The following is an 18170-nucleotide window of genomic DNA, read 5'->3' on the forward strand; positions in this document are numbered from 1 at the left end:
TGGCCCCTAGATCTCCCCGGTCGTGAGCGCCTTCTTGACCTCGGAGATCGCCTTGGTGACCTCGATGCCGCGCGGGCACGCCTCGGTGCAGTTGAACGCGGTGCGGCACTTCCACACGCCGGCCTTGTCGTTGAGGATCTCGAGGCGGTCCCACTGGCCCTCGTCGCGGCTGTCGAAGATGAAGCGGTGGGCGCCCACGATCGCCTGCGGGCCAAAGTACTGGCCGTCGGTCCAGAACACCGGGCATGACGTGGTGCAGGCCGCGCACAGGATGCACTTGGTGGTGTCGTCGAAGCGAGCGCGCTGCTCAGGGGACTGCAGCCGCTCGCGCTCGGGCGCGGGCCCGCTCGTGATGAGGAACGGCATGATGTCGCGATAGGAGGCGAAGAACGGCTCCATGTCCACAATCAAGTCCTTCTCAACGGGCAGGCCCGCGATGGGCTCCACCGTGATGGGCCGCGCGGGGTTGAGGTCCTTGAGCAGCGTCTTGCACGCGAGTCGGTTCTTGCCGTTGATGCGCATCGCGTCAGAGCCACACACTCCATGCGCGCACGAGCGCCTGAAGGCCAAAGACCCGTCCCGCTCCCACTTGATCTTGTGGAGCGCGTCCAGCACGCGATCCGTGGCGTGCATGGTCAGCGTGAACTGCGACCAGTACTCCTCGCCTGGCGCCGAGTCCGGAGTCCCCTCCGGATCCACGCGGCGAATGCGGATGGTGACGTCGATCGTGGGCACCACGCCGGTCTCGGCGGGGGAGTCTGCTACCGCAGTCATCAGTACTTCCTCTCCATCGGCTGGTACTTGGTCACCGTCACGGGCTTGTAGTCGAGGCGCACCCCGTCCGCGCCCGAGTACGCCATGGTGTGCACCATGAACTTCTCGTCGTCGCGCGTGGGGAAGTCCTCGCGGTAGTGGCCACCGCGGCTCTCCTCACGAGCGAGCGCGCCCGCCACCACCACCTCGGCAAGGTCCAGCAGGAAGCCGAGCTCCATCGCCTCGAGCAGGTCCGTGTTGTAGCGGCTGCCGCGGTCGTGGATAGCGATGTTCTGGTACCGCTTGCGCAGCTCTGCCACCACGCCGGTTGCCTCTTCGAGCGAGGCGGCGTCGCGGAACACCTGGCAGTTGCGGTCCATCGTCTCTTGGAGCGCCTTGCGCAGTTCGGCGATGCGCTCGCCTCCCGTGGTGCCAACGGTGGCCTTCAACTGCCCGACGGTGGCGGCAAGGGCCTCTGCCGCGTCACCGGGGAGCTGGGGAGCCTCGGCGATCGAGTTGGCGTAGTCCGCGGCGGCGATGCCGGCGCGGCGGCCGAACACGTTGATGTCGAGCAGCGAGTTGGTGCCGAGGCGGTTGGCGCCGTGCACGGAGACGCACGCGCACTCTCCGGCGGCATAAAGCCCCTTCACCACGTCCGTGTTGTTGCGCAGCACCTCGCCCTTGACGTTGGTGGGGATACCGCCCATCGCGTAGTGCGCCGTGGGGTAGACGGGAACCGGCTCGGTGTACGGCTCCACGCCAAGGTACGTGCGAGCGAACTCCGTGATGTCGGGGAGCTTCTCGTCGATGTGCGCTGGCTCAAGGTGCGTGAGGTCAAGCAGCACGTAGTCCTTGTGGGGGCCTGCACCACGGCCCTCTCGCACCTCGTTCGCCATGGCGCGCGCGACCATGTCGCGAGGAGCCAGGTCCTTGATGGTGGGCGCGTAGCGCTCCATGAAGCGCTCGCCCTCCGAGTTGCGCAGGATGCCGCCCTCGCCGCGTGCCGCCTCGGAGAGCAAAATGCCCAAGCCAGCCAAACCCGTCGGGTGAAATTGGAAGAACTCCATGTCCTCAAGCGGAAGCCCGGCGCGCAGCGCGATCGCCATGCCGTCGCCCGTGAGCGTGTGCGCGTTGGACGTGGTCTTGAAGACCTTGCCCGCGCCGCCCGTGGCGAAGATGACGGACTTGGCTCGGAACGTGTGGATGGTGCCGGTGGACAGTTCAAGGGCGACAACGCCCGCCACCGAGACCTCTTCGCCGGGTGCCGCTGCCTGCGGGTCTTCGGTGAGGATGAGGTCAAGCACGTAGTACTCGTTGAAGAACTCCACCTCTTGCTTGATGCACTGCTGGTAGAGCGTCTGCAGAATCATGTGACCCGTGCGGTCCGCCGAATAGCAGGCACGACGCACCGGCGCTTGGCCGTGTTCGCGGGTGTGGCCGCCGAACCGGCGCTGGTCGATGTGGCCGTCTTCCGTGCGGTTGAACGGCAGGCCCATCTTCTCGAGGTCGAGCACGGCGTCCACAGCCTCGGTGCAGAGGATCTCCGCGGCGTCCTGGTCAACCAGGTAGTCGCCGCCCTTGATGGTGTCGAAGACGTGCCACTCGATGTTGTCGGTCTCGACGTTGCCCAGTGCCGCCGCCATGCCGCCTTGCGCCGCACCGGTGTGAGAGCGCGTGGGGTACAGCTTGGTGAGGCACGCGGTCTTGGCGCGCTGAGAGGACTCAAGGGCCGCCCGCATTCCTGCGCCGCCGGCCCCCACGATCACCACGTCAAACTCGTGCTCTGTCATAGAAGGCAGTCCTTACAGGTCGGCGCAGAAGCTGGGCAGGATGGACGGGTCCACCCCGGTGGGGCAGGGGTCAAAGGTGAAGATCACGAGCGTGCCGAGGATCGCGAGCGCCACCACAGAAAGCCGCAGCGACCAGTGCAGCACCTTGGGCATGATCCGGCCGTGCGAGTAGTCGTCGACGATCATGCGCATGCCGTTGTAGCCGTGCGCGAGCGCGAGGATCAGCAGCGCGAAGTCCCACCAGCGCCACAGCGGTGCGGCCCACTTGCCTGCCACAAAGCCAAAGTCGATCTGGCTTACTCCGTCGCCGGTCATGAGGTTCACGAACAGGTGGGTGAAGATGAGCACGATGAGCACGAGGCCCGAGATGCGCTGGAAGACCCACGACCACCGCTGCACCTTGCCGATGGTGCGGCGGGAAGGGATCGGGGTCAGGGCCGGAGCCGCGGTAGCCATCACTCGCCCCCAAACACGGACATGAGGTGGCGCGGCAAGAAGCCGGCCATCATCACCACGAAGATGCCCCACACAAACCAGGACAACAGCCGCTGGTGGCGCAGCGCCCACGTCCAGCGGTCTACGAGGATGATCCGCACGCCGTTGAACGCGTGCAGGATGATCGCGGCCACAAGCCCCGCCTCGACGATGCCGTAGATGGGGGAGTGGTACGAGGCGATCACCGAGTTGTAGGCCTCGGGGTCGATGCGCACTAGAGAAGTGTCCAGGATGTGGATCAGCAAGAAGAAGAAGATCGCGATTCCGGTGGTCCGGTGGACCACCCACATCCACATGCCTTCGCGGCCGCGGTAGAGCGTCGGCAACGACGGCACTTTGTCTCCTTACAGGCGTGATCCCCTCGATAAGCATCATAATCTGGTCGCCATGAGCGAAACGCCCATCGACGACTTCACCGCCATCGTTCCCGCAGGGGGCGTGGGCTCCCGGTTGTGGCCCCTCTCGCGGCCTGACCGGCCCAAGTTCCTCCTCGACCTCCTTGGGACAGGCAGCACCCTCATTCAAGAGACGCTCTCGCGCTTGGCCCCGTTGACGCCCGACGTTGTGGTGGTCACGGGCGCCAAGCACGCCTCCGCGGTGCTCGCCCAGGCGCCGGAGTTGCCTGATACCAACCTGCTCGCGGAGCCCAGCCCTCGCGACTCGATGGCGGCCATCGCGCTCGCGGCCGCCGTGGTGGAGCATCGCCACGGCCCACGGCTCGTGGGCTCGTTCGCCGCCGACCACGTGATTGGCGACCCCGTGAGCTTCCGAGAGGCCGTCCGCACGGCCGTCGGGCCTGCGCGCGACGGCTATGTGGTGACCATCGGCATTGAGCCAACCGAACCGTCCACCGCGTTCGGCTACATCGAACAAGGAGTTGAGCACTCGCCGGGAGTGATGCGCGTTCGCGCCTTCACGGAGAAGCCGGACGCGGCAACCGCGCGCCGCATGCTCGCGGACGGCGGCTACGTATGGAACGCGGGAATGTTCGTGGTACGCACCGACGTGCTGCTTGGGCACCTCGCCACCCTCTTGCCAGCGCTCGAAGCCGGCGTGCGCGAGATTGCGGCCGCATGGGACACGGGCGGGCGCGGCGAGGTCATGGACCGCGTATGGCCCACCCTGCAGAAGATCGCCATCGATCACGCCATCGCGGAACCCGTCGCGGCCCAAGGAGGCGTGGCCGTGGTTCCCTCGGCCTTCGACTGGCACGACGTCGGCGACTTCGCGACCCTCGCAGAGCTCACCTCCGCGGACGCTGACGGCGTGGTGCGCATCGACTCCACGGCAGATATTCGCGCCATTCAGTCCGACGGCGTGGTCGCCATTGGTGCCACGCGCACCATCGCGGTGGTGGGCCTTGACGACGTTGTGGTGGTGGAGACGCCGGAGGCAATCTTGGTGGTGAGCAAAGCGCATGCCCAAGCGGTCAAGGACGCCGGTACCCCAGCGTCGGGCAGCGTTTTGTAGCCTTTTCGCAACATCCCCGGCGAGAAGACGCAACAAAGCCTCGCTAGAGTGGAATCACCCACTGCCCGTAACATCGGGCCCTATCAGTGAGGAACTCACTCATGAAGAACACGATTCGCTTCGGCGCCCTTGCGGCCGTCACGGCGCTCGCGCTTGCCGCGTGCTCCAGCGCGCCCGAGGAGACCGAGACGAGCAACACCGCGGCCCCCACCAACACGGCCACTCCCATTGACTACAAGGCCTGCATGGTGTCTGACGCCGGTGGCTTCGACGACAAGTCGTTCAACCAGGCGGGCTTCGAGGGCCTGCAGTCGGTGTCCAACGACCTTGGCGTTGAGATGGCTACCGCTGAGTCCACCGACGGTGCCGACTACGAGACCAACATCAACGCGATGGTGTCCGCAAACTGCGACCTCATCATCACGGTTGGCTTCCTCCTTGCTGACGCGACCGCGGCCGCCGCGACCGCGAACCCTGACACCAACTTCGCGATCATCGACTTCGCGTACGACCCGCCAATGGAGAACGTGAAGGGCCTCACCTTCGAGACCGACGAGGCAGCGTTCCTCGCTGGTTACGCCGCTGCAGGCTCCACGCAGACCGGCACCGTGGCAACGTTTGGTGGCATGAACATCCCCACCGTGACGATCTTCATGGACGGCTTCCTTGCCGGCGTGAACTACTACAACACCGAGAACGGCGCGTCCGTCAAGGTGCTCGGCTGGGACGGCAAGAACGGCTCGTTCACTGACGACTTCGACGACCAGACCAAGGGCCAGAACCTTGCTCAGGGCTTCATCGACCAGGGTGCGGACGTCATCATGCCCGTCGCTGGCCCGGTTGGCCTTGGTGCCGCTGCAGCCGCCAAGGCTGCTGGCAACACCTGGATCATCGGTGTTGACTCCGACTGGACGCAGACCACCGACTACAGCGACATCATCCTGACGTCGGTCATGAAGCTCATGGGACCCGCCGTGTACGACGTTGTCGCCGAGGCGGCTACCGGTGCGGGCTTCTCGAACGAGAACTACGTTGGCACCCTTGAGAACGGCGGAGTGGGCCTTGGCCCGAGCGCTTCCGTTGTTCCTGCTGAGGTTGTCACCAAGCTCGACGAGCTCAAGGCTGGCATCATCGACGGCTCGATTTCCGTCAAGCTCTCCTAAGCACTGGTCGGCCCCCAGGGGCTGACCCAATGGGGCGCGCTGCGTGGACGCGGCGCGCCCCTAGTGCTTGGATAAGAGTGTTCAGTTGGCGTAGCAAAGGAGCGGGCGTGAAACTCGAACTCAGGGGGATTACCAAGCGTTTCGGTGACTTCACCGCGAACGATTCCATCGATCTGGTGATTGAACCCGGGACAGTGCACGCGCTGTTGGGGGAGAACGGCGCGGGCAAGTCGACGCTCATGAATGTGCTGTTTGGGCTCTACGACCCCGACGGCGGCGAGATCCTCATCGACGACAAGCCCGTGACCTTCGTAGGCCCCGGCGATGCGATGGCCGCCGGCATCGCGATGGTTCACCAGCACTTCATGCTGGTTCACCCCTTCACGGTTGCCGAGAACGTGATGCTCGGTCACGAACAGGTCAAGGGGCCGTTCCGCCTGCTCGACATCAACGCCGCCCGCGACAAGGTGCGCGAGATTTCCGCGCGGTTCGGCTTCAACGTGGATCCCGACGCCGTTATCGAAGACCTCCCCGTTGGCGCTCAGCAGCGGGTAGAGATCATCAAGGCGCTGTCCCAACGCGCAGAGGTGCTCATCCTCGATGAACCCACCGCTGTGCTGACTCCGCAAGAAACCGATGAGCTGCTCGAGATCGTGCGCCAGCTGCGCGACTCCGGTACCGCCGTGGTGCTCATCACCCACAAGCTTCGCGAAGTCCAGGCCATCGCGGACACGATCACCGTGATTCGCCGCGGCAAGGTGGTCGGCACTGCGCTCCCCACCGCGTCTCGCGAAGAGCTCGCCTCCCTCATGGTGGGACGCGCCGTCACCATGACGGTGGACAAAGAGCCGGCGACCCCAGGCGATGTGGTGCTCTCCGTTGACGGACTGTCCGTTGTTGACGACCTTGGCGTGGTGCAGCTCAACGGAGTGTCGTTCGACGTACGCGCGGGCGAGATCCTCGCGATCGCGGGTGTGCAGGGCAACGGCCAGACCGAACTCACGGAGGCGCTGCTTGGCGCGGTGACCCCGGTGGCGGGCAGCGCGACCCTCGACGGCAAGAAGATCACGGGGCTGCCCATCAAGAAGGTGCTCGAGTCCGGTCTTGGGTTTGTGCCAGAGGACCGCACGGAAGACGGCCTCGTGGCCACCTTCACAATTGCGAACAACCTCATCCTCGACCTCTATGACAAGGACCCGTATTCAAAGGCGGGCGCGCTCAAGCCTGCGGTGGTCGAAGAGTCGGCGAACAAGGCCGTGGAGCAGTTTGATATCCGCACCACCTCGGTGTTCCTCACGGCCGGTTCGCTGTCCGGCGGCAACCAGCAGAAGGTGGTGCTCGCGCGTGAGCTGTCGCGGCCGCTCAAGCTGCTGATCGCCTCCAACCCCACACGCGGCCTAGACGTGGGCTCTATCGAGTTTGTGCACAAACGGATCATCCAAGAGCGCGATTCGGGCGCGGCAGTGCTCATCGTGAGCGCCGAGCTCGACGAAGTGGCCGCCCTCGCGGATCGCATCGCGGTCATGTACCACGGCGAGATCGTTGGCATCGTTCCGCCCGACACCAGCAGAGAAGATCTTGGCCTCATGATGGCCGGTGCACACAAAGAGGAGAGTGCCGCATGAGCGAGCAGACCCCTGCTCCCGGCGAGTCCGTGGCCGCGGCCTCCATCGCGGAGTCGCCAAAGACCGAGCCGTCCGCGGAGCGCCCCTCCGGCCGTTCGGTGATGCGCGAGATCGTGGAGAGTTCCACGCTCGTCGTGATCCTCGCCGTGATCGCATCCCTGATTCTTAGCGGCGTGCTGATCCTGTTCGCGGACCCGGAGTTCCGGGCGGCGCTGCAGTACTTCTTCTCGCGCCCGGCCGACACGTTCCAGGCGGCTGCGGACGCGCTCGGATCCGCCTATAGCGCCATCTGGCAGGGAGCCGTCTTCAACAGCGGCGGCGATACCTTTGCCAAGAAGATCGCCCCCTTCATGCAGACGCTCACGATGGCGACGCCGCTCATCTTCGCGGGTCTTGGCATCGGCATCGGCTTCCGCGCGGGGCTGTTCAACATCGGTGCCCAGGGCCAGATCATGATCGGTGCCACGCTCGGTGCCGTTGTTGGCTTCATGTGGCACTTGCCGTTCCCGCTGCACCTCATCCTCGCGGTGATCGGATGTGCGCTTGGTGGCGCCATCTGGGGGTTCATCCCCGGCTGGCTCAAGGCCAAGACCGGCGCCCATGAGGTGATCACCACGATCATGCTCAACTACATCGCGCTCAACCTCGTTGGCTGGCTCCTCACCCTCGAATCCATGCAGCGCGAGGGCAGTGACAACCCGCAATCGCCGGTGCTCGACGACTCTGCGCTGTATCCCAAGCTGTTCGGAGACCAGTTCCAGTTGCACTGGGGCTTTGTGCTCGCGCTGCTCGCAGCGGGCTTCTCGTGGTGGCTCATGGAGCGATCCACGCTTGGCTTCCAGTTCCGCGCCGTGGGGGCCAACCCGTCGGCCGCCCGTACCGCAGGTATGAAGGTCTCCACCGTCACCATCCTCGTCATGGTGGTTGCCGGTGCGATGTCCGGACTTGCGGGTTCCGCCCAGATTCTCGGCACGCAACCTTCGCTCACCGTGGGAATCGCGGGCTCGATCGGCTTCGACGCGATCACAGTGGCGTTGCTTGGCGCCTCGAGACCCCTGGGCATCGTGATGGCCGCAACCCTGTTTGGCGGGCTCAAGGCCGCCGGGCCAACGCTGCAGGTGCAGGCGGGGCTACCTATTGACATCGTGCTCGTGATTCAGTCGCTCATCGTGCTGTTCATCGCGGCCCCGCCGCTCGTGAGATTCCTGTTCCGATTGCCCACGCCGCACAAGGTGAAGGAGGTCGTGGCATGACCGCCGTCGCAACCCCTGCCCCGGCAGTGGCAGCCCCAAGCCTCCAGACCGCCAAGCACTGGGGTATCCCCATCACGCTGGGCGTGATTGGCATCCTGTCCCTCGTCTTCTTCGGCTTCGGCACGGAAGGCGGAACGGAGACCACCTTCGCGTTCTCGCGCCCGGGGGACTTCTTCCAGATTCCCATCTGGCACGTGCCCTCCCAGGTCACCGCGATCACGCTGTCCGTCATCGCGCTTGGCCTTGCCGGCTACTCGGCGTGGTGCGTGCAGACAGCACGGAAGTTCCCTTGGTGGGCCGCGGTCATCTACGGCACCGCCGTGCTCTTTGCGCTGCTCACGTGGGCTGGGGCGGGCAAGACCGACACCAGCATCAACGTCACGGGCCTGCTCACCGCCGCCGTGGTGCTGTCCGTTCCGCTGGTCTTTGGATCCCTCTCCGGCCTCATCTGCGAGCGCTCCGGCGTCATCAACATCGCCATTGAGGGCCAGCTGCTCGCGGGTGCCTTCACCGCGGCGGTCGTCGCCTCTGCCGTAGGCAACGCCTACGTTGGCCTCATCGCGGCGCCCATCGCCGGCGCCCTTGTTGGAGCGATCCTGTCGCTCTTCGCGGTCAAGTACTGGGTCAACCAGATCGTCGTTGGTGTGGTGCTCAACGTGCTTGTGGTTGGTATCACCAACTTCCTGTTCAGCACGCTCTTGCGCGAGAACACGGCGCTCAACCAGAACATGCCGCTCGCGAAGCTGCCCATCCCGCTGCTGTCCAAGATTCCCGTGGTTGGCCCCACCCTGTTCAACGCGACGATCCTCGTTTACATCATGTACGTGACCGTTGCGGTGCTCGCCGTGATGCTCTTCCGTTCGCGCTGGGGCCTCAGGGTCCGCGCGGTTGGCGAGCACCCCAAGGCCGCGGACACCGTGGGTATCAAGGTGAACCGCACGCGAGTGCGCAACACCATCCTTGGCGGTGCGGTTGCGGGTCTCGGCGGTGCGTACTTCACGGTGGCGGCAGGTCTCGCATTCGGAAAGGAAATGACGAGCGGCGCGGGCTTCATCGCCCTCGCCGCGATGATCCTTGGCCGTTGGCGCCCCGTTGGAGCCCTTGCCGCGGCCCTGCTCTTTGGGTTCGCGAACTCGCTCAAGGACCAGCTGGGCATCATCGGCTCGAGCATCCCGTCCCAGTTCCTCGCGATGCTGCCCTACCTTGCCACCATCCTTGCCGTTGCCGGCTTCGTGGGCCACGCCCGCCCGCCGGCCTCAGAAGGCATCCCGTACAAGAAATGAGCGACATCGATTGGGAGGCCCTGCGCCATGCGGCGCGGGCCGCAAGCGAGCGTGCCTACGTGCCGTACTCCCACTTCCCCGTGGGAGTCGCGGCGCTCACCGACACCGGCCAGATCGTCACGGGCGCGAACGTCGAGAACGCGAGCTTTGGCCTCACGCTGTGTGCGGAGTGCGCGCTGGTCTCCAAGCTCCACACGGACGGGCTCGGCACTCGCCTCATCGCGTTTGCGTGCGTGGACGGCAACGGCGCCCCGCTGTCCCCGTGCGGCAGGTGCCGCCAGTTGCTCTTTGAGCACGGTGGCCCTGGGCTCATCCTCGATGGGCCCGACGGCCCTGTCACCATGAGCGAGATTCTCCCCTGGGCGTTTGGCCCAGAGAACTTGGAGGAGTCATGAGCGAGCCGTTCGACGCCGTGCAGGTGATCGTCGCCAAGCGCGACGGCAAGGTCATTCCGGATCCTCAGATCGACTGGGTCGTTGACGCCTATACCAGGGGTGTTGTCGCCGACGAGCAAATGAGCTCGCTGGCCATGGCGATCCTGCAGCGCGGAATGACGCGCGGCGAGATCGCGCGGTGGACGCAAGCGATGATCAACACCGGCGTGCGGCTGGACTTCTCCGGACTTGGCAAGGCCACGGCGGACAAGCACTCCACCGGCGGGGTGGGAGACAAGATCACGTTGCCGTTGGCTCCACTCGTCGCCTCGTTCGGCGTGGCCGTTCCGCAACTGAGCGGGCGCGGCCTTGGCCACACGGGCGGAACCCTCGACAAGCTCGAGTCCCTCGCGGGGTGGCGCGCGGATGTCTCCAACGAGGACATGCACGCGCAACTCAAAGACGTGGGCGCGGTCATCTGCGCCGCGGGGACCCAGCTGGCCCCAGCAGACAAGAAGCTTTACGCGCTGCGCGATGTCACCGGAACCGTGGAGTCCATCCCCATGATCGCCGCCTCCGTGATGTCCAAGAAGATCGCCGAGGGCACGGGGGTGCTCGTGCTCGACGTGAAGGTGGGCAGCGGGGCGTTCATGAAGGATCTTGACCAGGCGCGTGAACTTGCACGCACCATGGTCGATCTCGGGACCGATGCCGGAGTGGTGACCTCCGCGCTGCTTACGGACATGTCGACGCCGCTCGGCCTCGCGATCGGCAACGCCAACGAGGTGGCCGAGTCCATCGAGGTGCTTGCAGGGGGCGGCCCCGCGGACGTGGTGGAGCTCACTGTCGCTCTTGCTCGCGAGATGCTCGCGGGCGCCGGGCTCCGCGACGTTGACCCCGCGGACGCCCTCAAGGACGGCAGCGCCATGGACTCGTGGCGGCGCATGATCGCCGCGCAGGGTGGAGACCCAGACACCCCCCTTACGCTGTCTCCCCTCACGGAGGAGGTGCGCGCAGAGGCGGATGGCTACGTCACTCGGCTCGACGCGCTGGGCGCAGGGATAGCGGCCTGGCGCTTGGGAGCGGGTCGCGAACGGCAGGGTGCTCCCGTGGTGTTCGGTGCGGGCATCATGCTCAACAAGCAGCTTGGCGATCCGGTGCGCAAGGGCGACGTCATCATGACCCTCTACGCCGAGACGCCGGAGCGCATGTCCCGTGGTCTGAGCGCGCTCGGTGAAGCCTGCGATGGCGCTGGCACCATCGAGGTGGGCGACTCACCCGTGGAGCGCACCCTGTTCTTGGACTCGGTGGGAACCCGCTCTTGAGTCCAGGCTGGAACATCACTGCGGTCGCCGCACACGTCTCAGACGCGTTCGGCGGGAGGCGGCGGTGGACCTCCGCCGCCTCTGTCGCGCGGGCTTCCGGCCTAGCGCAACGCGGAGAGCGCCCCCAAGACGATATCTTCGCGCGCGTCTTCGAGCGCCGCCTCGCCACCGCAAACGCGGCGGACCGCAAGGCCTTCGAGAGCGCGCTCGCGGAGGTGGGCGTAGACCGCGCGGTCGTGGAGCGCGCGGCCGCATCGTGGGCCCCCGTGGCCGCGGTGGCGGGCCTCGCCGCCAAGTGGAACGGCCTGCCCGCCCCAGCCAGGGCCTTGGTGAGGTCGCCTATCAAGGCGGGAAGCGTCGGGCCGGTGAAATGGGGCACAACTCACGCCGTGCAGGTGGACCAGACCACGTGCGGCGCCGCGAGCATGACGATGATGGCGATGATCACCGACCCCTTCGTGGCGCTATGGGTGGCCACCGGGCAAGTAGTGGGGGACTACATGCCGCCCGAGGTGCTGCGGGTGGAGGTGAACGGCTTCAGGGCGCACACCGTCACCGAGCGCTGGAACGCGCTGCAGCGCGCAACGCACCTGGCAACCACCCAATCTGCGGTGGGGCCGCTGCCGTGGCCGCGGGCGCTGGGGACGCCGCCGTGGCGCGTCGACAACGTGACGCGGTGTGCGGGGCTGAGGATGCGCGGTTTCGTGATCGACGACGGGGTGCCTGGGGACTTGGCGGCGGGGCTCGCGCATGCGTCGGCGGCGCTGCGGGACGGGATCCCCGTGACCGCATACGTTGGCGGCGATGTCTCGCTCGGCTTGGAGGCGGCCGTGCCGCGGCATGTGGTGCTGCTTGTTGGGCGTGATGGCGACGCGTTGCGGATCTACGAGCCGGGCTCCGGTGCGGTGCACGCGGTGCCGGTGGAGGCGCTGTCGCCGCCGCACGGAAAACTTGCCGCGCTCGGTCATTGGACGCGGCTGGTGTGGCTCGTGCTGCCGTCGCCGCGGGCGTGAGGCGTCAGGCGCGCAGCACCTTCTCCATCTTCTTGCCCTTGTAGAGCTCGTCCACGAGCTTGTCGAGGTAGCGGATCTTCTGCATGAGCGGATCGTCGATTTCCTCGACGCGCATGCCGCAGATGACGCCGGTGATCTCGCTCGCTTTGGGGTTGAGGTGGGCCGTGGCGAAGAAGTCCTCGAAGGTGGTGTCGTCTTTGAGGTGGGCCTCAAGTTGGGCCTCGTTGAACCCCGTGAGCCACTCGATGATCTCGTTGAGTTCCGCGGTGGTGTGGCCCTTGCGCTCGAGCTTGGTCACGTAGAGGGGATACACCTTCGCTACGGGCATCGCGAAGATCTTCTGGGAGCGGTCAGCCATTTCCACAGCCTAACTCTTGCGGTGCCCAACACCCCTGACCACTTTGGGGGTGTGTGATCGCTCCCACGCCCGCAGAACCCACGGAAAGTGGTCAGGAGTGTTGCGGGGCTAGCCTTGGAGCATGACCCTCACCCACGACCAGATCGTCGCCCTGCCCAAGGTTCTCTTGCACGACCACCTCGACGGAGGGTTGCGCCCCGCAACCGTCATTGAGCTCGCCGCCGAGATCGGCCACGAGTTGCCCTCCACGGATCCTGCAGAACTGCAGCGGATCTTCACCGAGAACGCCAACTCCGGGGACCTGGTGCGCTACCTCGAGGCGTTCGCGCACACCACAGCCGTGATGCAAAGCGAGGCGAACCTGCGCCGCGTGGCTCGTGAGGCCGTGGTGGATCTTGCTCGCGACGGCGTCATCTACGCCGAGCTTCGTTACGCGCCGGAGCAGCATCTAGCAGGTGGTTTGTCGCTGCAACAGGTTGTTGAGGCCGTGCAGGCCGGTATCGAGGACGGCATCGCGGCCGCGGCCGAAGAGGGCTTTGGGATCCGTGCGGCGGCCCTGCTATGCGCCATGCGCCACCTTGACCGGTCGCTCGAGATCGCCCAGTTGGCCCTCGACAACCGCGGCGAGAACTGCGTGGGCTTCGACATCGCCGGCCCCGAGCTCGGCTTCCCTCCTTCGCAGCACCGCGAAGCCTTCCAGCTGCTTCGCGAAGCACTCGTGCCCGTCACGATTCACGCAGGAGAGGCTGACGGCGCGGCGAGTTGCGGAGAGGCGCTTGGCCTGGGCTCTGCTCGCCGCTTGGGGCATGGCGTGCGCATTTGGGAGGACATCGCGGACTTCGGCACGGACGACGCTGTGCTTGGCGTGATCGCTCAGGACGCGTTGGACCGGCAGATCGCGCTCGAGTGCAGCCCCACGTCGAACGTGCACACGGCGGCGGCCCGCTCGATTGCCGAGCACCCCATTCACGGGTTGCGGGATCTCGGCTTCGCGGTGACCATCAACACCGACAACCGCTTGGTCTCCAACGTCTCGGTGAGCGGCGAGTTTGAGGCGCTCCAGGGGGCCGGTTGGACCCGCGAGGACTTCCTCGAGGCCACGCTCACGGCGGCGTGGTCGGCGTTCTTGCCGTACGACGAGCGCGGAGACCTCGCGGAGACGATCCTCGAGGCGTACGAAGCGCTGTAGACCGGATCGCCCCTCCACACACGGCGATCACCCCTCCACACACGAGGGACTGACTCGGGGTACTCTCACGCACCCCTGAGCGTGTGTCTCCGCCCGGAACGCCTCGCTTGTGTGGAGAGGCATTCGCGTTGTGTGGAGAGGTGATCACGAGGAGGGGGTCAGTGGGTCAGTTTGAGGCCCACGACGCACGCGACAATCCCCAGGATGAGTGCGATGCGCAACAGGCTCACCGGCTCGGCGCCGGTCGCCATCGCGTAGCCCACCGTGAGCGCCGCGCCAATGCCCACCCACACGGCGTAGGCGGTGCCGACCGGGAGTTCGCGCATCGCAAAGGCGAGCCCAGCCATCGACAGCACCAACCCGCCGACAAACACGGCGATCGGGACTGGTTTGGTGAACCCCTCAGTGCGGCCTAGCGCGGTGGCCCACACGGCTTCGAGGACTCCGGAAAGGATGAGGATGATCCACGGCATGACGTACTCCAAAGAGCGTCGTCTTGTCGCGTTCCGGGTACGTCGCACTCGTCCGGTGGCCGGGAATCGGCCTGACCTCAAGGGTCTCACACCTGGCGCGCAAGGGGCGCGAGTGTGACCCATCTGGCCACGCCCAACGTGCGAGCGGCATAGGCTGTAGGGATGACGAGTTGCCGAGGACCGTCGGGGCTGGCACTGCCGCCAACGACGCACGAGCGACACAAGGAGGCACAGTGACAGGCGCACCCACATCCAGCGCGGCAGACCATGCCCTCCTCGCGCCAACTGCGCGAGCCGCAGAGGTCATTGGCGGCGACCTCACGGAGAAGAGCCTGCGGGTTTACCTCGAGGGTCTGCCTGGCGTGGACGCTGTTGGCCTGCAGGCGCGAGCGGCCTCGCTCGGCACGCGGTCCATCAAGACCACCTCGAAGGCCTGGGCGCTCGACGCGACCATCCGGATGATCGACCTCACGACGCTCGAAGGCGCCGACACCCCCGGCAAGGTCCAGTCACTTGTTGCGAAGGCACTCACCCCAGACCCCTCGGACCTCACCACCCCGCGCGTGGCGGCCGTATGCGTCTACGGCGACATGGTGCCGCACGCGGTGGCGGCCCTTGGCCCCAACAGTGGGGTCAACGTGGCCGCCGTGGCGACCGCGTTCCCCAGCGGTCGTGCCGCGCTGGCGATCAAGCTGGCGGACACTCGCGACGCGGTAGCGGCCGGCGCGGATGAGATCGACATGGTCATCGACAGGGGCGCCTTCCTCGCGGGCAACTACGGCCTCGTATTCGACGAGATCGTCGCCGTGAAGGAAGCCTGCAAGCGCGAGGACGGAACCTACGCCCACCTCAAGGTGATCCTCGAGACCGGCGAGCTCGTGACGTATGACAACGTGCTGAAGGCGTCGTGGTTGTCCATCCTCGCTGGAGGCGACTTCATCAAGACCTCCACGGGCAAGGTGCCCTCTGCCGCCACGCTTCCCGTCACGCTGCTCATGCTGCAGGTGGTGCGCGACTGGCACCGCCTCACGGGCGAGCGCATCGGGGTGAAACCCGCCGGCGGCATCAAGACCTCGAAGGACGCCATCAAGTACCTCGTGACGGTGGCAGAGACGGTTGGCGAGGAGTGGCTAGACCCGCACCTGTTCCGGTTCGGTGCCTCGAGCCTTCTCAATGACGTCTTGCTCCAGCGTCAGAAGCTTGCAACCGGCCGCTACAGCGGCCCCGACTACGTAACGGTGGACTAGAGCCCATGCCTGAATCCAAGACCCGCTTCCTGGACTACGCGCCGGCCCCTGAGTCGGCATCGATCCTGAACATTCGCGACAGCTATGGGCTGTTCATCGACGGCGACTTTGTGCCCGGCAACGGCAAGGCCTTCCCCACCATCTCGCCGGCGACGGAGAAGAAGATCACCGAGGTCGCCTACGCCGACGCCGCGGACGTCGACAAGGCGGTTGCGGCTGCGCGCAAGGCCTTCAACCGTTCGTGGTCCACTCTCAGCGGCGCCGATCGCGGCAAGTACCTGTTCCGCATCGCTCGCCTCGTCCAAGAGCGCGCCCGCGAGCTCGCGGTGGCAGAGACCCTCGACAACGGCAAGCCCATCAAGGAAAGCCGCGACGTCGACATCCCGCTCGTCGCCGCGTGGTTCTTCTATTACGCGGGGTGGGCGGACAAGCTCGATCACGCGGGGCTCGGCCCCAACCCCCGGGCGCTCGGCGTGGCCGCGCAGCTCGTGCCCTGGAACTTCCCGTTGCTCATGCTCGCGTGGAAGATTGCCCCGGCGCTCGCGGCGGGCAACACCGTGGTGATCAAGCCGGCGGAGACCACGCCACTGTCCGCGCTGATCTTCGCTGAGATCCTGCAGCAAGCGGACCTGCCTCCCGGCGTCGTCAACATCATCAACGGCGGCGGCGACACCGGCGCGGCCCTCGTCAATCACCCAGACGTCAACAAGGTGGCCTTCACCGGCTCCACGCCGGTTGGCCGCATCATCGCGAAGTCCACGGCGGGTTCCGGAAAGAGCCTCACGCTCGAGCTCGGCGGTAAGGCAGCGAACATCGTGTTCGACGACGCGCCGCTAGACCAGGCCGTCGAGGGGATCGTCAACGGCATCTTCTTCAACCAGGGCCACGTGTGCTGCGCGGGCTCTCGCCTGCTGGTTCAAGAGAACATCGAGGCCGAGGTCATCGAGCGCCTCAAGGACCGCCTGTCCACCCTGCGACTCGGCGATCCGCTGGACAAGAACACCGACATCGGCGCGATCAACTCGAAGGCTCAGCTGGAGCGCATCCGCGAACTCTCGGACATTGGAGAGCAAGAGGGCGCAACCCGCTGGAGTGCCCCGTGCGAGATTCCCACGAAGGGGTTCTGGTTCGCTCCCACGATCTTCACGGGAGTGGAGACGAGCCACCGTATCGCCCGCGAGGAGATCTTTGGCCCCGTGCTCAGCGTGATGACGTTCCGCACTCCCGCGGAGGCGATCGCCAAGGCGAACAACACGCCATTTGGGCTTTCGGCTGGAGTGTGGAGCGACAAGGGCTCCAAGATCCTCGCGGTTGCGGACAAGCTCCGCGCGGGCGTGGTCTGGGCCAACACGTACAACCGCTTTGACCCCGCGTCGCCCTTTGGCGGCTACAAGGAATCCGGGTATGGCAGGGAAGGTGGCAGGCACGGACTTGCCGCCTACCTTGCCAGCGCAACCACAGCGTCGGGCACGGGCAACACCGCCACGAGGAAGGCAGCACAATGAGCCATCTCCCCATCCCCAAGACGTACAAGCTGTATATCGGCGGCGCCTTCCCACGTAGCGAATCCGGCCGCGTGTATGAGGTGACGAGCGCCAAGGGCGAGTTCCTCGCCAACGCCGCGAAGGCCTCTCGCAAGGATGCGAGGGACGCCGTGGTGGCCGCCCGCGCGGCCTTCGCTGGCTGGTCTGGCGCCACCGCCTACAACCGCGGCCAGGTGCTGTATCGCATCGCCGAACTCCTTGAGGGCCGCTCCGCGCAGTTCGTCGAGGAGTTGCGCCTCACGGACGGCCTCACGGCCGCCGCAGCTCAGCGCCAGGTAGAGACCGCCATCGACACGTGGGTCTGGTACGCCGGGTGGGCGGACAAGTACGTGCAAGTGGCGGGCAACGGCAACGCCGTGAGCGGCCCGTACTTCAACATTTCCACCCCAGAGCCGACGGGTGTGGTCGCCGTGATCGCCCCGCAGGCTCAGGGTCTGCTCGGGTTGGTAAGCGTCATCGCGCCGGTTCTCGTGAGCGGCAACACCGCGGTGGTGGTGGCGAGCGAGACGTCCCCGCTAAGCGCCATCACGCTGTCGGAGGTGCTGGCCACGAGCGACGTTCCGGGCGGCGTGGTCAACGTGCTCACGGGCTCCGCGGCGGAGATTGCACCGTGGCTCGCGGGTCACGCGGATGTCAACGCGCTCGACCTCGCTGGCGCTGAGGCGCTTGACTGGGTGGACCTGCAGGTCACCGCGGCCGACACCCTCAAGCGCGTTCTCCCGCCGGAGCCCGGCATCCCAGCGGCAACGCTCGATCGCATCACGTTCTTCACCGAGACCAAGACGGTGTGGCACACCAAGGCGCTGATCTGACGA

Annotated in this window: 18 protein-coding genes and 1 riboswitch; of the genes, 12 read left to right on the top strand and 6 right to left on the bottom strand. The window is 66.2% G+C overall.

The features are described 5' to 3' along the window. Positions 1–6: 6 nt before the first annotated feature. From QM618_RS04620 to sdhC, 4 genes are read right to left on the bottom strand one after another with little or no spacing between them, the layout of a single operon-like run. Positions 7–774 (bottom strand): succinate dehydrogenase iron-sulfur subunit, encoded by a 768-nt coding sequence (locus QM618_RS04620; protein ID WP_428095287.1) that lies wholly within the window; start codon positions 772–774, stop codon positions 7–9. After that, positions 774–2543 carry a succinate dehydrogenase flavoprotein subunit gene (gene sdhA / locus QM618_RS04625; protein WP_428095288.1) on the bottom strand — a complete coding sequence of 590 codons (1770 nt, stop codon included), beginning with the start codon at positions 2541–2543 and terminating at the stop codon, positions 774–776. Before sdhA ends, QM618_RS04620 begins: the two co-directional genes overlap by 1 nt. Before the next feature lie 12 nt (positions 2544–2555). Beyond that, positions 2556–2999 (bottom strand): succinate dehydrogenase hydrophobic membrane anchor subunit, encoded by a 444-nt coding sequence (locus QM618_RS04630; protein WP_428095289.1) that lies wholly within the window; start codon positions 2997–2999, stop codon positions 2556–2558. After that, the gene (gene sdhC / locus QM618_RS04635; RefSeq protein WP_428095290.1) at positions 2999–3373 is read right to left on the bottom strand and encodes a succinate dehydrogenase, cytochrome b556 subunit; all 375 of its coding nucleotides are present in this window, start codon (positions 3371–3373) and stop codon (positions 2999–3001) included. The genes QM618_RS04630 and sdhC overlap by 1 nt, the downstream gene beginning before the upstream one ends. A 52-nt stretch (positions 3374–3425) precedes the next feature. Here sdhC and QM618_RS04640 point away from each other — a divergent pair, with 52 nt between their 5' ends. The 8 genes from QM618_RS04640 (at position 3426) to QM618_RS04675 (ending at position 12544) form a co-directional block, all read left to right on the top strand. Then, positions 3426–4508 (top strand): mannose-1-phosphate guanylyltransferase, encoded by a 1083-nt coding sequence (locus QM618_RS04640; RefSeq protein ID WP_428095291.1) that lies wholly within the window; start codon positions 3426–3428, stop codon positions 4506–4508. A 101-nt stretch (positions 4509–4609) separates the two neighbouring features. After that, complete coding sequence (locus tag QM618_RS04645; protein WP_428095292.1) at positions 4610–5671, top strand: BMP family lipoprotein; 1062 nt, start codon at positions 4610–4612, stop codon at positions 5669–5671. 107 nt (positions 5672–5778) lie between these two features. After that, positions 5779–7296 carry an ABC transporter ATP-binding protein gene (locus tag QM618_RS04650; protein ID WP_428095293.1) on the top strand — a complete coding sequence of 506 codons (1518 nt, stop codon included), beginning with the start codon at positions 5779–5781 and terminating at the stop codon, positions 7294–7296. Next, positions 7293–8549 carry an ABC transporter permease gene (locus QM618_RS04655; RefSeq protein WP_428095294.1) on the top strand — a complete coding sequence of 419 codons (1257 nt, stop codon included), beginning with the start codon at positions 7293–7295 and terminating at the stop codon, positions 8547–8549. Before QM618_RS04650 ends, QM618_RS04655 begins: the two co-directional genes overlap by 4 nt. Then, a complete protein-coding gene (locus tag QM618_RS04660) occupies positions 8546–9832 on the top strand; it encodes an ABC transporter permease (protein ID WP_428095295.1) in 1287 nt (428 codons plus the stop codon). Before QM618_RS04655 ends, QM618_RS04660 begins: the two co-directional genes overlap by 4 nt. Further along, positions 9829–10227: a cytidine deaminase gene (locus QM618_RS04665; protein ID WP_428095296.1), complete on the top strand. Its 399-nt coding sequence runs from the start codon at positions 9829–9831 to the stop codon at positions 10225–10227. The genes QM618_RS04660 and QM618_RS04665 overlap by 4 nt, the downstream gene beginning before the upstream one ends. Next, positions 10224–11531 (top strand): thymidine phosphorylase, encoded by a 1308-nt coding sequence (locus tag QM618_RS04670; protein WP_428095297.1) that lies wholly within the window; start codon positions 10224–10226, stop codon positions 11529–11531. The genes QM618_RS04665 and QM618_RS04670 overlap by 4 nt, the downstream gene beginning before the upstream one ends. After that, complete coding sequence (locus tag QM618_RS04675; protein WP_428095298.1) at positions 11528–12544, top strand: hypothetical protein; 1017 nt, start codon at positions 11528–11530, stop codon at positions 12542–12544. The genes QM618_RS04670 and QM618_RS04675 overlap by 4 nt, the downstream gene beginning before the upstream one ends. A gap of 4 nt (positions 12545–12548) precedes the next feature. Here QM618_RS04675 and QM618_RS04680 read toward each other — a convergent pair whose 3' ends face one another. Next, the gene (locus tag QM618_RS04680; protein ID WP_428095299.1) at positions 12549–12902 is read right to left on the bottom strand and encodes a DUF2200 domain-containing protein; all 354 of its coding nucleotides are present in this window, start codon (positions 12900–12902) and stop codon (positions 12549–12551) included. 121 nt (positions 12903–13023) lie between these two features. Between QM618_RS04680 and QM618_RS04685 the strand changes: the two genes are divergently transcribed. After that, positions 13024–14091 (top strand): adenosine deaminase, encoded by a 1068-nt coding sequence (locus tag QM618_RS04685; RefSeq protein ID WP_428095300.1) that lies wholly within the window; start codon positions 13024–13026, stop codon positions 14089–14091. 158 nt (positions 14092–14249) lie between these two features. Here the strand turns inward: QM618_RS04685 and QM618_RS04690 are convergent, their stop codons facing one another. Next, positions 14250–14564, bottom strand: a complete 315-nt coding sequence (locus QM618_RS04690) for a DMT family transporter (RefSeq protein WP_428095301.1) — start codon at positions 14562–14564, stop codon at positions 14250–14252. A 12-nt stretch (positions 14565–14576) separates the two neighbouring features. Beyond that, positions 14577–14641: riboswitch (guanidine-III (ykkC-III) riboswitch) on the bottom strand. Between the two features lie 156 nt (positions 14642–14797). On the opposite strand from QM618_RS04690, the gene deoC reads away from it, so the two are divergent. From deoC to QM618_RS04705, 3 genes are read left to right on the top strand one after another with little or no spacing between them, the layout of a single operon-like run. Further along, on the top strand, positions 14798–15811 hold the full coding sequence (gene deoC, locus QM618_RS04695; protein ID WP_428095302.1) for a deoxyribose-phosphate aldolase: 1014 nt from the start codon (positions 14798–14800) through the stop codon (positions 15809–15811). A gap of 5 nt (positions 15812–15816) precedes the next feature. Then, the gene (locus QM618_RS04700; protein WP_428095303.1) at positions 15817–17316 is read left to right on the top strand and encodes an aldehyde dehydrogenase family protein; all 1500 of its coding nucleotides are present in this window, start codon (positions 15817–15819) and stop codon (positions 17314–17316) included. Next, a complete protein-coding gene (locus QM618_RS04705) occupies positions 17313–18167 on the top strand; it encodes an aldehyde dehydrogenase family protein (protein WP_428095304.1) in 855 nt (284 codons plus the stop codon). Before QM618_RS04700 ends, QM618_RS04705 begins: the two co-directional genes overlap by 4 nt. The last annotated feature ends 3 nt before the right edge of the window (positions 18168–18170 follow it).

This window comes from Demequina sp. (assembly GCF_049841215.1).
Lineage (GTDB): Bacteria > Actinomycetota > Actinomycetes > Actinomycetales > Demequinaceae > Demequina.

What these genes read in the sequence shown, in the direction of transcription:
- QM618_RS04620 (WP_428095287.1), bottom strand. Translation starts at nt 774, where the DNA reads ATGACTGCGGTAGCAGACTCCCCCGCCGAGACCGGCGTGGTGCCCACG.
- QM618_RS04640 (WP_428095291.1), top strand. Translation starts at nt 3,426, where the DNA reads ATGAGCGAAACGCCCATCGACGACTTCACCGCCATCGTTCCCGCAGGG.
- QM618_RS04655 (WP_428095294.1), top strand. Translation starts at nt 7,293, where the DNA reads ATGAGCGAGCAGACCCCTGCTCCCGGCGAGTCCGTGGCCGCGGCCTCC.
- QM618_RS04690 (WP_428095301.1), bottom strand. Translation starts at nt 14,564, where the DNA reads ATGCCGTGGATCATCCTCATCCTTTCCGGAGTCCTCGAAGCCGTGTGG.
- QM618_RS04630 (WP_428095289.1), bottom strand. Translation starts at nt 2,999, where the DNA reads ATGGCTACCGCGGCTCCGGCCCTGACCCCGATCCCTTCCCGCCGCACC.
- QM618_RS04680 (WP_428095299.1), bottom strand. Translation starts at nt 12,902, where the DNA reads ATGGCTGACCGCTCCCAGAAGATCTTCGCGATGCCCGTAGCGAAGGTG.
- QM618_RS04705 (WP_428095304.1), top strand. Translation starts at nt 17,313, where the DNA reads ATGAGCCATCTCCCCATCCCCAAGACGTACAAGCTGTATATCGGCGGC.
- QM618_RS04665 (WP_428095296.1), top strand. Translation starts at nt 9,829, where the DNA reads ATGAGCGACATCGATTGGGAGGCCCTGCGCCATGCGGCGCGGGCCGCA.
- QM618_RS04685 (WP_428095300.1), top strand. Translation starts at nt 13,024, where the DNA reads ATGACCCTCACCCACGACCAGATCGTCGCCCTGCCCAAGGTTCTCTTG.
- QM618_RS04660 (WP_428095295.1), top strand. Translation starts at nt 8,546, where the DNA reads ATGACCGCCGTCGCAACCCCTGCCCCGGCAGTGGCAGCCCCAAGCCTC.
- QM618_RS04700 (WP_428095303.1), top strand. Translation starts at nt 15,817, where the DNA reads ATGCCTGAATCCAAGACCCGCTTCCTGGACTACGCGCCGGCCCCTGAG.
- sdhA (WP_428095288.1), bottom strand. Translation starts at nt 2,543, where the DNA reads ATGACAGAGCACGAGTTTGACGTGGTGATCGTGGGGGCCGGCGGCGCA.
- QM618_RS04645 (WP_428095292.1), top strand. Translation starts at nt 4,610, where the DNA reads ATGAAGAACACGATTCGCTTCGGCGCCCTTGCGGCCGTCACGGCGCTC.
- QM618_RS04670 (WP_428095297.1), top strand. Translation starts at nt 10,224, where the DNA reads ATGAGCGAGCCGTTCGACGCCGTGCAGGTGATCGTCGCCAAGCGCGAC.